The following is a 16199-nucleotide window of genomic DNA, read 5'->3' as shown; positions in this document are numbered from 1 at the left end:
AGCAATAAAAAAACACCCAGATCACTTTGGGTGTTTTTTATTTTGACTTATCTTTTCATTAATTTATCAAACACCAAACCAACAATCAAACCTGCAATGGCAAAAGGAAGCCACTCCATAGAGTATTCTTTTAAAGGAATACTTACGCCTGCCACCGACAATACTGACACGACCGTAACTAGCGCTAGACTGACTCGCTTGGCGATGATGGGTAAGGGCTTGATGATGTTTAGACCCAATAGAATTAACGCTGTCATGGTAATCGGATACAGCACCAATAGCACAGGGATGGATTTGCTAATGACCGCACTCAAGCCTTGATTAGCAAGCACAAAACCAATCAGAGTAAAGATAATAACATAAGCCTTATAGGACAGGCTGATACCACCAATCTTGGGGAAAGTCTCATGGAAATATTCAGACGCTGACACCGTCAGCCCCACAGTCGTGGTCAGACACGCCAAAGAGGCAATCAATCCAAGCACCACGCCACCTGTCGAACCAAAGCCTAGTACTGCCGATTTATTCAAAATAAACGTGCCGATGTTCTGCCCTTTGTCCGCAACTTGCGTCAGCTCATCTGCCGATATGAGCAAATGATTACCAACCCAGCCTAGCGACAGATAGATGAGTGCCAACGCAGACGTGGCGATCAGACCTGCCTTGGTGGTCTCGGCGAATAGATTTACCCCCTTGCCTGCTTTTTGGCTAATGGCACTCATCACGACCGTCGAGAACGCCACAGACGCAATCATGTCCATGGTATTATACCCTTCCAAGAATCCAACAAAGAACGCCTTACCTTGATAGCCGTCTGTGGCAATGCTGGCAGGATTACCGCCTAATTTTACAAAAGACATCACGATAAGAGCCAGCACCGTAACGAGTAGCACAGGCGTTAACAACGAGCCGATACGGTCAACAAGCTTATTAGGGCTAATTGATAGCCACAGCGAGATGCCATAATAGATCACGGTGAAGATGAGTAGATTTGTCCAGCTTGGCGCATCCAAAAACGGTACAATCGCCATCTCGTACGCCACCGCCCCTGTGCGTGGAATGGCAAAAAACGGAGCAATGGTCAAATAAATCGCCGATAGCAACGCCACTGAAAACCAAGGATGAATCTTGGCAAGAGCAGATTGATAACCACCCTCATATTTTGAGCCAATCATCAAACCCACCAACGGCAAGCCCACACCCGTTAGGATAAAGCCCAAAATAGCAGGGATGAAAAACTGCCCGCTCTCAAAGCCCAATTTGGGCGGAAAAATCAAATTGCCCGAGCCAAAGAAAAAGGCAAAGAGCATAAAGCCGATGATTAGGGTATTTTTGTTCATGACGCACATCTAAATTAATAAAAATGCATTATTTTAGCAATATTTGCCCATAAAACACATCGGTTATTTTTATTTATAATAATTTTTTTAAATATTAAAAAATAGCAAACTTTTAGGACCATTGCCAATCCTGCGTGCCATATTCGCTTGGGTATGCCACCGTAATCATCGCACCATCCACCTGTACGCACTCGAAACGATACGCACCGATTCGCTCATGACTAACCACACCCTGATGATCATTGATGAATTGCGCGTTTAATTCGCTCAGCGTCATACGCACGCCAAGCCCGCACGCCTTGAGCACGGCTTCCTTAATCGTCCAAATACGAAACCACTCTGTGATGTCTCCACTGTTTAGCCATCTTGCCATCTCATCAGGGTGATAAAAACGTCTGGCCAGAGGTTCAAAGTTAAGCACCCTGCTGGTATGCTCAATGTCCACACCAACGTTCGGCAAATCAAGGCTATAAGCCAGCGCATAATCGGTGGGGCATTGACTGTGGTTAAATGACAGATTTGGGATGTTGATACAGATTGGCTTACCCAATTCATCCCTGCCATATGCAGGCACAGGCGCGTCATTAAGCTTGCAAAATTGACTTAATAATTCATGTCGATAGCTTCTGATGGCCTTTGTGTCATCTAAAGACAAGCGTCTAGGAACCAAGCTTAGGATGCGCGTCAGTGGCGCATGATGCAGATAAATCACTGTTAGCACCGCCTTAATTCATATAGAGATTTCATGCTATAATATCAGCTTTTGATTGTCTAGCCATTTATTGTTTTTCTTATTATTCGACTTATTCGACCGCCAAATAGCCATGACTTCTACAGATTCCATCATTAAAATCCAAAAGACCAAAACCACCAAAAAACCCAAAACCAATAAACTCGCCACCGCCAAGACGGCTGATACGCCGCCATCGCGCCCGATGTCAGCACCGAAACGCGAAGCTTTTTTTAAAAAATTATCCGAACACATCAAACAACCTGTGACTGAGCTGAATTATTCCTCGGATTTTGAGCTACTCATCGCGGTCATGCTGTCTGCCCAAGCCACCGATAAGAGCGTAAATATCGCAACCGACAAGCTGTTCAAGGTAGCCAACACACCCAAGGCAATCTTAGATCTGAGCGTCGATGGACTAAAAAGCTACATCAACTCAATCGGGCTTTATAATTCCAAGGCGGTCAACATCATCAAGACCTGTCAAGACCTACTGGATAAACACAACGGACAAGTGCCACGCACCAGAGCGGAGCTTGAAGCCTTAGCAGGTGTCGGTCGTAAAACAGCCAATGTCGTGCTAAATACCGCCTTTGGCGAGCCTGTGATGGCGGTGGATACGCATATTTTTCGAGTGGGTAACCGCACAGGGCTTGCCACTGGCAAAACCGTCCTAGCGGTCGAAAAAGCACTGATGAGTCGCATTCCCACCCAATTCCTGGTCGATGCTCACCACTATCTCATCCTGCACGGGCGCTATACCTGCATGGCGCGCAGCCCTAAGTGCGGTGCGTGTGTGGTATTTGATGAATGCATGTTCAAAGACAAAGAAAAATGGGCGGGACTTTGATTGGTTCATGCTAAATACGTCAAACAAAGAACGCAAGACATTCGCTTGCGTTTTTTATTATTGATTGGTAATTGGGCAGAAGCATATTAGCAGTTAACAACCACCCGATTCGCCGCCTGACTTATCAGTCATCTTTTAATAATGATAACTGCTGATCATCCTTAGGTGTGTAATAAGGATCACGCTCAAGATCTTCTTCATTTTGCCCCATGACTTTAATAGTGTAGTCTTTTAGGGTGAATTTGACATACAGAATCTGCACCCAGACGATCAGCCCAACTATCAATGGCATCGCCAACGCCACCCCAAGAATGCCCGTCAGCGAGCCCATGATGATCTGCGACAGCAGCAGCGCCACAGGCGGTAAATCAATCAATCTCTGCTGCACCACAGGCGCAACAACATAGCTCTCAAGCTGTTGCACCACGATAATCATCAACAGTGCCCAAAGCAGCATATCAGGCGCAACAATCAAGGTCACAAGTAGAATCGGCAACGCGGATAACCACGGTCCAAGCACCGGCACAAAATCAAGCACAAAGGCAATCACCCCAAGTGCCAGCGCAAACGGAATACCCATGAGCCACAGCGCAATCCCTGTCGACACGCCCACAAAAGCCATCACCGCAAACTGACCAACTAACCAGCGGCGCAGTGCTTGATAGCTGCTTTTTAGGAGGTATCTTGCTTTATCTCGGTGCTGTTTTGGCACCAATGTCACGAAGCTCTTGGTATAGATGTCCGGCGTTAGCGCCAAGAACAGCCCCACCACCAAAATAATCAAAAACGAGCCAATCCCACCGAATAAGCTTGACACCATCATAGGCACGACGCCCAGCACATCGCCGGTGTATTGTGACAAGAATTGCGCTGGATCAGCGATAAACTCCTGCATCCACTTACTCTGGGCGAGCCAATAATAGATGACAGGGTAGCTTTTTAGGTAGTCGTTGATACTATGTATGGCATTGGGGGTCATGTTTTTAAGATCTTCGAACTGATTTACCAGATCCGAGCCAAACATCGCCAAGAATCCCGATACAACCAACAAGAGCATCAACGCCACCAACCCCACCGATAAGGCATGGGGAAGTTTGCGCATGAATTTACCTATCTTTGGCGCACGTTTAAGATAATCCGACAGTCCAAGCAGCAGCACCGCCACCAGTATCGCACCGAACATCATGAGCCACACTCGAGTCAAAAAATACAGACTCATCGCCAGAAAAATAACCGCAAATACCATGAAGATATTTATTCTATGCGCCTTAATCAAACGATTTCCTATTTATTAAATCATAATCACAAACCCAAAGAATAACACAAAACCAGCAATCACTCATCAATTTTCACCATAAAAAAATGTCCACACTTAGGTGGGCATTTTATCAGTTCAGTCATTATCTACTTTTGAAGGCGGATGGGTTGGCAATAGATGCTCATCCACCATTTCATTGGCACTGTTATGCTCGGCTGACTCCTCGGTGATGTACCATTGTGTGTTACGATACAAGGTCAATCGGTCACGACCAAGCCCTCGAATCAAACAATACATCATCACAAAAATCACCAAAGCAAACGGTAAGCCTGCAACGATCGCAGCTGCTTGTAGGGCAGATAAACCCCCTGCCGCCAACAAAATCGCCGCGATGATACCTTCAGAAGTCACCCAGAACAATCGCTGAATCTTTGGCGGGTTGGTATTACCGCCTGCCGTCAGCATATCAACGACTAAGCTTGCACTGTCAGCACTGGTAACGAACCAAAGAACGATCATCGTCAATATCACCACCACCAAACCTTGGGTGAATGGATAGTATTCAATGAATTTAAAAATCGCGCTGCCTGTATCGGCCAGCACCGCTGTTGATAGACCGTAGTCACCCGAGAGCTCCATGCTGATCGCCACGCCGCCAAAGGTCGTAAACCATAAGAACAATAGCAGCATCGGCACAAACAGCACCCCAAAGACAAACTCACGAATCGTACGGCCACGACTGATGCGAGCGATAAAAATCCCCACAAATGGTGACCAACTCACCCACCAAGCCCAATAGAAAATCGTCCATGACGCCTGCCAATTGGTAGCCACGAACGCTTCATTCCAAAGTCCAAGCGTAATCAGATTGCCAGCATAGTTACCGATATTCTCAACAAAACTATCCAAAATGAACTGCGTCGGTCCTGCAACCATCATAAAGACAAGCATGATGATCGTGCTGATGATGGTGATGTCACTAAGACGCTTTACGCCTTTATCCAGACCTGCCATCACAGAGAACGCAGCACAAGCCGTGATCGCTGCAATCAGCGCAATCTTAAACACCAAACTTGGCTCAATACCAAATAACAAACCAAGTCCCGTCTCAAGCTGCATCACCCCAAGACCCAGCGACGTCACCACTCCAAACATCGTACCAAACACCGCCAAGATATCCACCGCATGACCCCACTTGCCATAGATGTTCTTACCGATGATCGGAAAGAGCACAGAGCGTATCGACAATGGCAATCCACGGCGATAGTGAAAATACGCAAGCGACAGCGCGACCACCGCATATACCGCCCACCCATGCACCCCCCAATGCAAGAATGACAACTGCATCGCTTCTTTGGCGCTCTCAATCGTGCTAGGCTCTGCGGTCGGCGGCTGCACGAAATGATACAAAGGCTCAGCCGTACCCCAGTACAGAAGTCCAATACCGATGCCCGCGGAGAACAGCATACCAATCCATGAGCCAAAGCTATACTCAGGCATTTCAGTCTGCTGCCCAAGTCGAATGTCACCATATCGACTTAGTGCCACATACACACAAAAAACGAGCGCCGCGTTCATCAAAATAATAAACATGAACCCAAAGCGCTCGGCAATAAATGCCTGCAAATCACCAAATATCTGCCCAGCAAGCTCAGTAAACAGCGTACCAAATACAATAAATAAGACAATCAATAGCATCGATACAATAAATACAGGGCGGCTTACCTTTGGAAAAACCAAAAACCGCTGAATATCCAATCCATCCGCCATCGTCTGTCTATCTGCCCGCGCCCTGTCTTGCTGCTTGGGCAGTTTATGCTCTTTTTCACTCATTATTTTTCTCCTTGTTAATCCACTGCGCTTAAAATCTGTATTAAAACCATCCAATACTCATCGCAAAAAGTTAAAAATAAGCAAGAAAACCTTAGCAAAATAGCCAAACTTTTGCAAATTTATATCATCATTGCCAATATAATTTAGACAAAATTTTTATTTAAATCATTGACTAATATAATATTTTTAATATTTAATTATTCTGTAACAATCTTCAACAAAAGTTAATTCTAAAAATTCAACCATGGCTATTTATAAATTTTTTAATATATTTAGATAAGTGGATAACTGGTTTTTATGGAAGTAAGAAATTTTTATAAAACAATATGATGTTTGGTGGTAAAATAGGTTATTTTCTTAATAATTTTTATTTTATTGATAAAATTTTAGATCGTTAAGACAGCCATCGCTATTGAATTAAAAGGATAAGTATTATGCCAGTTTATCGTTCAAAAACCTCCACATCAGGTCGCAACATGGCAGGCGCACGCGCGTTATGGCGCGCCACAGGCATGACAGACGGCGATTTTAATAAGCCAATCATCGCCATCGCCAACTCATTCACTCAATTCGTTCCTGGTCACGTCCACCTTAAAGATATGGGTCAGCTTGTCGCCCGCGAGATTGAAAAAGCCGGCGGCATCGCCAAAGAATTCAACACCATCGCGGTCGATGACGGTATTGCGATGGGCCATGGCGGCATGCTGTATAGCTTGCCTAGCCGTGATTTGATCGCGGACAGCGTAGAATACATGGTGAACGCACACTGTGCAGACGCCCTAGTATGTATCTCGAACTGTGATAAAATCACCCCAGGTATGCTGATGGCTGCCATGCGACTAAACATCCCTGTGGTGTTCGTGTCAGGCGGTCCGATGGAGGCTGGTAAGGTATTGGCAAACGAGACGCATGATGGTCACATGGTACATGAGACTGTTACCGACGACAGCGGTCAAAAAATCCGCAAGCTTGATCTGGTCGATGCGATGATTGATGCGGCGGATGATCTGATCAGCGACGAAGACGTGGCAAATGTTGAGCGTTCTGCTTGCCCGACATGCGGTTCTTGCTCTGGCATGTTCACCGCAAACTCCATGAACTGCCTAACCGAAGCGCTTGGCCTATCTTTGCCTGGCAACGGTTCACTACTAGCGACGCACGCCAAGCGTAAAGAGCTATTCTTAGAAGCAGGCCGCCTGATCGTTGAGCTTGCCAAGCGCCATTACGAACAAGACGACTATTTTGTACTGCCAAGAAGCATCGCCACCAAAGAAGCCTTTGAAAATGCCATGAGCCTTGACATTGCCATGGGTGGTAGCACCAATACGATTCTACACCTTTTGGCAGCAGCCAATGAAGCAGGCGTTGACTTTAAGATGGCGGATATTGATCGTCTGTCTCGTCAAGTACCATGCCTATCTAAAGTCGCTCCCGCCACCCAAAAATACCACATGGAAGACGTACACCGTGCAGGTGGCGTGATTGGTATTTTGGCGGAGCTTGACCGCGCAGGACTACTCAAGACCAATGTTCCGACCGTACACAGCCCAACATTGGCAGACGCCCTTAGCAAATGGGATGTCATGAATGCTGACAATCAGACCGCTCGCGATCTTTATATCGCTGCCCCTGGTGGCGTGCGCACCACTCAAGCCTTTAGTCAAAACAGAGAATGGGGCAATCTTGACCTTAACCGCGAATCCGGCTGTATCCGCGCCAAAGAATTTGCTTATTCACAGGACGGTGGTCTGGCGGTATTATTTGGCAATATCGCTGAACGCGGCTGTGTGGTTAAGACCGCCGGCGTGGATGAGAGCATCCTTAAATTCACAGGGCGTGCACGAGTCTTTGAAAGTCAAGATTCTGCTGTAGAGGCCATCCTTGCTGATCAAATCGTCGCAGGCGACATCGTCATCATCCGCTACGAAGGTCCAAAAGGCGGGCCTGGCATGCAAGAGATGCTTTACCCAACCAGCTACCTAAAGTCAAAAGGTCTTGGTAAAGCCTGTGCACTGCTGACAGATGGTCGCTTCTCAGGTGGTACATCTGGTCTGTCTATCGGTCACGCCAGCCCTGAAGCTGCCGAAGGCGGTGCGATTGGCTTAGTAGAAGAATTTGACGTCATTCAGATCGACATTCCAAATCGCAGCATTCATCTAGATGTATCGGATGAAGAGCTTGCGCGTCGTCGTACCGCCATGAATGAGCGTGGCAGTCAAGCGTGGAAGCCTGTCAATCGTGAACGTCATGTCTCTCAAGCCCTACGCGCCTATGCTGCGATGGCAACCAGTGCTGACACAGGTGCAGTGCGTGATGTCAGCCAAGTCGAACGCTGATAATTATCAACCCATCAAACAAAAACCCTACTAATCGTATATTAGCAGGGTTTTTAATGATAAAGCCATCAAAAAAACCAGCCTCAATCACTGGCTGGTTCTTTATTTATAATTACAGACCGACCTCACCAATAAAAGGTACGTGGCGGTATTTTTGATCGTAATCTAGACCGTAGCCCACGATAAATTTATCTTCCACTTCAAAGCCTAAGAATCTAACATCCATCTGAATCTCGCGGCGCGATGGCTTGCTCACCAATGTGCACAGCTCAATAGAATTAGGCTCGCGAGTCTTTAGAATCTCAACCACCTTAGACAGTGTACGACCCGAATCTATGATGTCTTCGACGATCAGCACGTCCTTACCCTTGATCTCACTGTCTAGATCCTTGACGATTTTAACATCACCTGATGACACCGTGGTCTTATTGATGTAGCTGGACACTGTCATAAAGTCAAGCTCGTGCGGCTTATCGATGGCACGACAAAGATCCGCCATAAAAATCACCGAACCACGTAGCAAGCCAACCAACACCAACTCTCGGTCGCTGTTAGCATAGTGCGCATCAATCGCCACGCCCAGTTCTTTGACTTTGTTTGCGATTTCTTCTTGTGAAATCATCACGTTCATGACAGGTTTACTCATAAGGACTCTTTTTTAAAATAAAAACGGATATTTTAACCCATGCCAAAAACATTGGCAAGTATTTTAATGGCAAATCAAGCCAATCCTATCGCCATCTCTGACAGGGCAAACTGGCGCACGTCATTTAGCATCGTGGTGTCAAAATTATGAATGAATGCAAAAGCCAGCTTACGATCAGGGTCGCAGAACGCCACCGAACCATTATAACCCATGTGCCCATAAGCATTCGGTGCATTCTGTAGGCTAAATAACCGATGAAAGCCCGTACGCCACAGCATGTTAGCAGGCATTACCGCATCGAATCCATCCACTCGAATCACGCGCAAGTCTCTTATCACCTCGGGCGTGATCAACGTATCACCCTGCCACTTGCCGCCATTGGCATGCATGGCATAGATGGTTGCCAATGCCCGCGCCGTCGAGATGCCATTCGCTGCAGGAATGATGGCTTGCAACACATTAGGGTGATGATATTCCACACCATCTCGCCCGTTTGGCATGAGTGCGTTTTTGTAATTTGCCAAGTTCATTTTTGAAGTATCAAAATACAGCTTGTTAACACTTGCTGTCCCGACTGGTGTATCGCCCAGCGCATTTTGCCACAGTGGCAAGACGGGTAGATTTGCTAATGTCTCTAGTATCAAGGGCGTATCAGGCTTTAAAGTGGGTTTTCTTTTGGCAGTTGGTGCGCCATCAAAATAACGTACCGGCTTAGCGACCTGCCCCACTTTATCGCTGGGCGCACCATAATACAACTGTCCTTGAATGCCCAGCGGTACTGCCAGATATTCATCAAGCGCCTCTTGCAAGCTAAGATTCGTCACGCATTCCACCACATGACCAAGCACCCACCCTGAGACAAGAGCGCTGTAGGCGCTGGAATAATCATGCACCTCTTGACCGCGCGGGGTATCTATAGTCATGCTTGCCACAAGCTCGCCCATCGCTTGCCAATCAAGTAAATCATCAAGCGACTGCGTGAGTGTTGTGATGTTAAACAGCCCTGACGTGTGCGTTAATATGTGGCGCAGCGTGATATTTTGCTTACCATTAGTGCCAAATTCCTCCCAATAACGAGCGATCGGCACATCATAATCAAGCAAACCCTTAGACACCAAGATTGCCACTAATGTCGCCATGACCCCTTTTCCAATCGAAAAGTTCACTGACAACGTGGTATCGGACCATGACTGACCTGGCAGCGCTTGTCCAACAGCGGTGTTTACAACTTCGTCGCCATCTTGATAAATCACAAGCGCACCCCCCGCAGGTGCATCATTGAACTGCAAACTCTTCAAAACATCAGAAAAATCTTGCCAATTTGTCATAGCTTACTCTTTATGAATCTTTATGGATAATGAATGACGATTATTAAATCATCAAAAACACAAAAACTGGAGTAGCTCCAGTTTTTGAGGTGGTGGCAGAACATCATAAGAATGTAATGCGACCTAACAAGTGCGGCTTGTCCGTGCCAGCGGCATACAGCGCAAACTGTCGGCCATCGGTCTCGGCGCGTGCCACGAAGTCAATCTTAGATGGCAAGAAAATTGGCGTCTTAAAAGACACATCCACACGATAAGCCTTAGGCAGATCATGGAACTGAGCGATGCTCGCCGCCTTCGACCACATGCCATGCGCAATCGCTCTGGGAAAACCGAACGCACGCGCTGACAACGGATGAAGATGAATCAAATTAAAATCGCCTGACACGAAAGCATAGCGACGCCCAATGTCTTCTGGGATGTTAATTAGCTCCGCCCAATGATTCTCATCAGCTTCTAGTCGTGGCTGCGGCTCTTCGATGGATTTGGCGCGGGCACGCTCTTCGGCGGTCTTTTTTTGGCGTGACAGATAAGTCGATACCCCTTCCCAGACCAGCTCATCATCGATGGTCACCGTCGTGATGAAGTCGAACTGCTGTCCTTTGTCGTGCGCCTTTAGGTTGTCAAGACGAACGGCAAGTGCGACGGTCTCGCTGTCATAGATGATACGATGCTGCGTAACACTGTTCTCGATATGCACAAGACCAAGCATCGCAAAAGGAAAATCGGGCTTAGCCATCATATTCATCTGCAACGTCTGAGACAGCACCGCAAAATAAGTCGGCGGCACACGTCCATCATTAATAAAGCCACAGATCTTGCGATATTCCTTTAAGTTATGCTCATCAATAGCAAGGCTATCCACCTGATACACCGATTCTGGTAACGTCGTCGCCTTATTATCGCCAATAGGGATCAGGCTTTTGATGACATTGGCATAAGTGGTGTGCATTTTTGGCAATTCTTTAAAATGTTGTTCTGCCATGGGTTACCTATTTAATTTCCAATATTTATAGAGTATTTAGTAAGCGTTACGCACCAAGCACGCTTTGTCCACAGACGCGTACGATGTTGCCATTAAGCCCTGCAGCCTTTGGAGATAACAGCCAAGAAATGGTCTCTGCCACATCGATAGGTTCACCGCCTTGACTCATTGAGTTCATGCGGCGCCCTGCCTCTCTGATGGCAAATGGCATCAAGCTTGTCATCTTCGTCTCGATGAATCCAGGAGCGACAGCGTTGATTGTTTTGTTGGTGTCTTTAAAGGTTTTGGCGGTTGCTTCAACCAGTCCGATCACACCCGCCTTACTCATGGCATAGTTGGTCTGCCCAAGGTTGCCTGCGATGCCCGAGATAGATGACACACATACCACGCGCGCATCATCACCAAGACCATTATTAGCGATCAGATATTCATTGATGTCATGGATTGCTTTTAGGTTGATGTTTAGCACCAGATCCCACTTATCTTCGCTCATGTTCGCCAAGGTCTTATCACGCGTCACACCTGCATTATGCACGATGCCATCTAGCACACCGCACTCACTTAATATCTCACTTGCGGCATTATCAGCGGTGATGTCTAATGGTAGCGCACGCGCACCCAAGTTACCCGCGACGACCTGAAGATCAGCCAGACTCTGTGGCACGTCTAGGCAGTACAACTGTGCCCCATCGCGTGCCAACACTTCTGCCACAGAAGCACCGATGCCACGAGATGCACCCGTCACTAGGATTTTTCTACCCAGTAGTGGCTTAGCATCGCTGGATTCACCTACATTAATGACACCGCCTGTCTTGATATAGATTGGCTGACCTGACACGTAGGCGGACTTGGCAGACATGAAGAATTTTAGGGCGTGATCTAAATGCGCTTCAGCACCAACCTGTGTGTATAGGACGTTCGCTGTGATGCCTTTTTTGAATTCTTTGGCAACCGATTTGGCAAAGCCAAGCAGCGCACGCTGAGCCAATGCAAAACCAATATCACCACCAGTACAACAATCAGGACGTGCAACGATAATAATACGCCCTGATGGCTTGATACGACGTGCAATCACATGAAAGAACTCATAGACTTGCTTTAGGCCATCCACGTCCTTGATGTTGCTCGCATCAAAGATCGCCACCTTAAATCGTGCATTCTCATCGCTAAGCTTGGCTTCAAGCTTGTCTTGTGTGGTGATTTTAGCATCTAGGGCGGTCAATGTCTCACGAATCGCCTCACCAACCGAAGCATCCTCGCCTGCCGCCACGCCAAGCACCACCTCGCCACGAATGATGGGCTGTCCCACCTCGTAGCGGTCCAGTCTGGTCGGTAGTGGCAAACCCAGATTTTTAGCGACTTTTTTACCCAGTGGCGATTGTACCAATTCACCGTAACGATCACTCATGACATGAATCCTTATCTGTTTTTAATGTCTTTATTTAACCTGAAAGTACCCCATTCTAACACAAAAATTCACCAATGCCACCCATATAGAATCACATTTTTATAAACTAAAATTTATCATTTAACGTAAATTGCTAAAATTATTGTTACAAAATAAGTCAAATATGCCATTTTATAAAAAATAATGCTAATCTAAGGCAGATTTTGAACAGAATCGACATGATAATTTTAAGGAGAAACTCATGACCGCTATTAAGAAAGTCGCTATCCTAGGTGGCAATCGCATTCCTTTCGCCCGTTCGAATGGCGCCTATGCTGACGCAAGCAACATCGACATGCTAAGCGCTGCTCTTGAAGGGCTGGTTAGCCGATTTGAACTGTCTGATAAAGACATCGGTGAAGTGGTAGCAGGCACGGTTCTAAAGCACAGCCGTGATCTTAATCTTACTCGTGAAGCCCTATTAAATACCACTCTGGCACCGACCACACCTGCCTACGACATCTCACAAGCTTGCGGAACGGGATTGCAGGCAGCATTTGCCGTTGCAAACAAAATCGCCTTAGGCCATATCGACAGCGGCATCGCAGGCGGTACAGACACCACTTCGGATGCACCGATCGCGCTTGGCGATGGCATCAGAAAGCCCCTACTGCGCCTTAACAATGCCAAAGATGCCAAATCTCGTCTGTCTGCACTCAGCAGCATCAACCCAAAAAATCTACTCGCCTTCCCTCAAAATGGCGAACCGCGCACACGCCTATCCATGGGTGAACACCAAGCCATCACCGCGCTAGAGTGGGACATCAATCGCGCCGACCAAGACGCCTTGGCTTATGCCAGCCATCAGAATTTGGCTCGTGCTTATGATGAAGGTTTTTTTGATGATCTCATCAGCCCCTACAAGGGTCTAAGCCGTGATAATAACTTACGAGCTGATACCACTCTTGATAAACTTGCCAGCTTAAAACCTGTATTTGGCAAAAAGAATGCCAACCCCACCATGACCGCCGCAAACTCCACGCCTCTGACTGACGGCGCCTCTTGCGTACTGCTATCCAGCGAAGAATGGGCAGCAGAGCATGACTTTGAACCACTTGCCTATATCACACACCAGCAGACAGCAGCGGTTGATTTTGTGGGCAAGCAAGGTCTCACTGAAGGTCTGCTCATGGCACCTGCCTATGCCGTGCCAAAGATGCTAGAGCGCGCTGGCCTAACCCTCCAAGATTTTGATTTTTATGAGATTCATGAAGCCTTCGCCTCTCAGGTGTTATCAACCTTAGCAGCCTGGGAGGACGAAAAATTCTGCAAAAACCGCCTAGGTCTAGATGTGCCACTTGGCTCGATTGACCGCAGCAAGCTTAACGTTAATGGCTCAAGTCTGGCAGCAGGACATCCCTTTGCTGCCACTGGTGGACGCATCCTTGCGACCGCCGCCAAACTACTTGCCCAAAAAGGCTCAGGTCGCGCGCTAATATCCATCTGTGCCGCAGGCGGTCAAGGCGTTACTTGTATCTTAGAACGCTGATATACGCTTTACCCAAAAACACGCACTAAATATAGTGCGTGTTTTTATTTTGACACTCCAATCACCGAATTCGTATCAAACGGTTTAAATCATGAATTTTTGATAAATATCATGAGCTTGCCTAAAATTTAGACAGTCTAAAAATTATTTAATTAAATTGTTATGTTTTGGTTAATTTTTGCTTTACAATTGTATAAAATTTAGTTATTTTAGCCAATGATTAAACTGCGCTGATAAAGCAGTTATCTATTGTGACAATCGTCATAGATCTTTAGGAATAACACTCATGTTATGGTTCTTTTTTTGTGTTGCCGTACTGGTCATCGGTTACTTCGTTTACGGTAAAATCATCGAAAAAATCTTTGTCATCAACCCAAACAAAAACACGCCCGCCTACACAATGGCTGACGGCGTGGATTACATTCCGATGTCAAAAGGCAAAATTTGGCTTATTCAATTATTAAACATCGCTGGCACAGGTCCAATCTTCGGCCCAATTTTAGGTGCGCTTTATGGGCCGGTGGCGATGCTATGGATTGTTCTCGGCTGTATTTTTGCCGGTGCGGTACACGATTATATGTGCGGCATGTTGTCTGTGCGTAACGGTGGCGCCAGTATGCCTTATCTGACGGGCAAATACTTAGGTGCACCGGTTAAGCATTTCATTAACCTGCTTGCGGTCGTTCTGCTGATTCTGGTTGGCGTAGTATTCGTTGCCAGCCCAGCTCAGCTATTAAGCTCAATCACGCTAGATGTGTTCGGCACCCAAGCCACAGGCACGGTATCTATCAATAATGCAGAAAGTATGGCAGTGGCTGCAGGCGATGTTGCCAATACCGCCTTTGGTCTAACTAAAGACAGTATCATCGTAGCTTGGACAGCAATCATCTTCTTATATTACATCATCGCAACTTTGCTACCAATCGACAAAATCATCGGTCGTGTTTATCCATTCTTTGGCGGTCTATTACTGTTCATGTCACTTGGCATGACTTACGGTCTGGTCGCTAACGAGCTTGGTAGCGCTGAGAGCTATTTCTTTAATAGCATGGGCGGTCTGACGGTAGAGAGTTTCTTCCAAAACTTCCAACCTAAAGGCGATCTGCCAATCTGGCCTTTATTATTCCTAACCATTACTTGTGGTGCACTGTCAGGCTTCCATGCTACGCAGACGCCACTTATGGCACGCTGTGCAATGAACGAATCCGAAGGTCGCTTTATCTTCTATGGCGCGATGATTGCTGAAGGCGTAATCGCCCTTATTTGGTGTGCAGTTGGTCTGTCATTCTACCCTGATCTAGTATCACTACAAGAAGCCATCTCTGCAGGCTCACCTTCTAAAGTCGTCTATGACAGCTCTATCGGCTACCTAGGTGCGATTGGTGGTGTATTTGCGGTGCTTGGCGTGGTTATTCTACCAATCACCTCGGGTGATACAGCATTCCGTGCGGCACGTCTGATCATCTCTGAATTCCTAAACATGGAACAACGCACGCTAATGAAGCGTCTTTGGATCGCGATTCCGCTATTTGTGATTGGCTTTGTCATCTCTAAAGTAGACTTCCAAATCCTATGGCGCTACTTTAGCTGGGCAAACCAAACCGTTGCTGTGGTGATGTTATGGACAGCGGCAGGCTATCTGTATCGCTATCGCAAGTTGCATTGGGTGTGTACGCTACCAGCCATCTTCATGAGCGCTGCATGCTATACATTTCTCGCCTACAACAAAATCGGCTTCGGTCTTGATTACACGCTGTCACTGTATATCGGTATTGGCTTGACTGTCCTGACGACCGCTGCGTTCTTCTTGTTCGTGAAACGCGAAGGCATCGCAGGCGACCCTGATGCACTGGTGAATGATCAACCGATCGCATCAAAAGCTTAGTTAGCCCCTTTATAAATTTATAAAAATGCAGATTTCAAGGTCTGCATTTTTTATTGCTTGCTCATATAACTCTAT

General features: G+C 46.8%; 12 protein-coding genes. 4 read left to right on the top strand and 8 right to left on the bottom strand.

The genetic code is table 11. The annotated features are described in order from the left end of the window. Window positions 1-47: 47 nt before the first annotated feature. The gene (gene brnQ, locus MBO_RS00610; RefSeq protein ID WP_036362007.1) at window positions 48-1340 is read right to left on the bottom strand and encodes a branched-chain amino acid transport system II carrier protein; all 1293 of its coding nucleotides are present in this window, start codon (window positions 1338-1340) and stop codon (window positions 48-50) included. A 112-nt stretch (window positions 1341-1452) separates the two neighbouring features. After that, window positions 1453-2061: a 4'-phosphopantetheinyl transferase family protein gene (locus tag MBO_RS00605; RefSeq protein WP_160169645.1), complete on the bottom strand. Its 609-nt coding sequence runs from the start codon at window positions 2059-2061 to the stop codon at window positions 1453-1455. Window positions 2062-2275: 214 nt separating this feature from the next. Between MBO_RS00605 and nth the strand changes: the two genes are divergently transcribed. Then, window positions 2276-2920, top strand: coding sequence for an endonuclease III (gene nth / locus MBO_RS00600; RefSeq protein WP_036363017.1), 645 nt, complete (start codon window positions 2276-2278; stop codon window positions 2918-2920). 124 nt (window positions 2921-3044) lie between these two features. On the opposite strand, the gene MBO_RS00595 is transcribed toward nth, so the two are convergent. Then, window positions 3045-4196, bottom strand: coding sequence for an AI-2E family transporter (locus MBO_RS00595; protein ID WP_227712636.1), 1152 nt, complete (start codon window positions 4194-4196; stop codon window positions 3045-3047). A 117-nt stretch (window positions 4197-4313) separates the two neighbouring features. Beyond that, entirely contained in the window at window positions 4314-5948 is a 1635-nt protein-coding gene (locus MBO_RS00590; RefSeq protein WP_036363015.1) for a BCCT family transporter, read from the bottom strand. A gap of 497 nt (window positions 5949-6445) precedes the next feature. Between MBO_RS00590 and ilvD the strand changes: the two genes are divergently transcribed. Continuing rightward, a complete protein-coding gene (gene ilvD, locus MBO_RS00585) occupies window positions 6446-8347 on the top strand; it encodes a dihydroxy-acid dehydratase (protein WP_036362001.1) in 1902 nt (633 codons plus the stop codon). 112 nt (window positions 8348-8459) lie between these two features. Here the strand turns inward: ilvD and hpt are convergent, their stop codons facing one another. The 4 genes from hpt to MBO_RS00565 all read right to left on the bottom strand — a co-directional run bounded on the left by hpt (window position 8460) and on the right by MBO_RS00565 (window position 12711). Beyond that, entirely contained in the window at window positions 8460-8978 is a 519-nt protein-coding gene (hpt, locus tag MBO_RS00580; RefSeq protein WP_406564567.1) for a hypoxanthine phosphoribosyltransferase, read from the bottom strand. A gap of 89 nt (window positions 8979-9067) precedes the next feature. Then, window positions 9068-10321, bottom strand: coding sequence for an EstA family serine hydrolase (locus MBO_RS00575; RefSeq protein ID WP_036361995.1), 1254 nt, complete (start codon window positions 10319-10321; stop codon window positions 9068-9070). A 103-nt stretch (window positions 10322-10424) separates the two neighbouring features. Continuing rightward, a complete protein-coding gene (locus MBO_RS00570) occupies window positions 10425-11303 on the bottom strand; it encodes a MaoC/PaaZ C-terminal domain-containing protein (protein WP_036361992.1) in 879 nt (292 codons plus the stop codon). A gap of 46 nt (window positions 11304-11349) precedes the next feature. Next, complete coding sequence (locus MBO_RS00565) at window positions 11350-12711, bottom strand: 3-oxoacyl-ACP reductase (RefSeq protein WP_036361989.1); 1362 nt, start codon at window positions 12709-12711, stop codon at window positions 11350-11352. A 241-nt stretch (window positions 12712-12952) separates the two neighbouring features. On the opposite strand from MBO_RS00565, the gene MBO_RS00560 reads away from it, so the two are divergent. After that, on the top strand, window positions 12953-14239 hold the full coding sequence (locus tag MBO_RS00560; RefSeq protein ID WP_036361986.1) for an acetyl-CoA C-acetyltransferase: 1287 nt from the start codon (window positions 12953-12955) through the stop codon (window positions 14237-14239). Between the two features lie 286 nt (window positions 14240-14525). After that, window positions 14526-16124, top strand: coding sequence for a carbon starvation CstA family protein (locus tag MBO_RS00555; protein ID WP_036361983.1), 1599 nt, complete (start codon window positions 14526-14528; stop codon window positions 16122-16124). Window positions 16125-16199 lie beyond the last annotated feature (75 nt).

Origin of the sequence: Moraxella bovoculi 237 (genome assembly GCF_000696305.2) — a bacterium.
GTDB lineage: Bacteria > Pseudomonadota > Gammaproteobacteria > Pseudomonadales > Moraxellaceae > Moraxella > Moraxella bovoculi.
Note: the sequence above shows the minus strand (reverse complement) of the source record. Positions and strands in the feature narration are given on the sequence as shown.

Excerpts from the sequence above, each read along its gene's own strand:
- MBO_RS00590 (WP_036363015.1), bottom strand. The coding sequence starts at position 5,948 with ATGGCGGATGGATTGGATATTCAGCGGTTTTTGGTTTTTCCAAAGGTA.
- nth (WP_036363017.1), top strand. The coding sequence starts at position 2,276 with ATGTCAGCACCGAAACGCGAAGCTTTTTTTAAAAAATTATCCGAACAC.
- brnQ (WP_036362007.1), bottom strand. The coding sequence starts at position 1,340 with ATGAACAAAAATACCCTAATCATCGGCTTTATGCTCTTTGCCTTTTTC.
- hpt (WP_406564567.1), bottom strand. The coding sequence starts at position 8,978 with ATGAACGTGATGATTTCACAAGAAGAAATCGCAAACAAAGTCAAAGAA.
- MBO_RS00560 (WP_036361986.1), top strand. The coding sequence starts at position 12,953 with ATGACCGCTATTAAGAAAGTCGCTATCCTAGGTGGCAATCGCATTCCT.
- MBO_RS00555 (WP_036361983.1), top strand. The coding sequence starts at position 14,526 with ATGTTATGGTTCTTTTTTTGTGTTGCCGTACTGGTCATCGGTTACTTC.
- MBO_RS00570 (WP_036361992.1), bottom strand. The coding sequence starts at position 11,303 with ATGGCAGAACAACATTTTAAAGAATTGCCAAAAATGCACACCACTTAT.
- MBO_RS00575 (WP_036361995.1), bottom strand. The coding sequence starts at position 10,321 with ATGACAAATTGGCAAGATTTTTCTGATGTTTTGAAGAGTTTGCAGTTC.
- MBO_RS00565 (WP_036361989.1), bottom strand. The coding sequence starts at position 12,711 with ATGAGTGATCGTTACGGTGAATTGGTACAATCGCCACTGGGTAAAAAA.
- ilvD (WP_036362001.1), top strand. The coding sequence starts at position 6,446 with ATGCCAGTTTATCGTTCAAAAACCTCCACATCAGGTCGCAACATGGCA.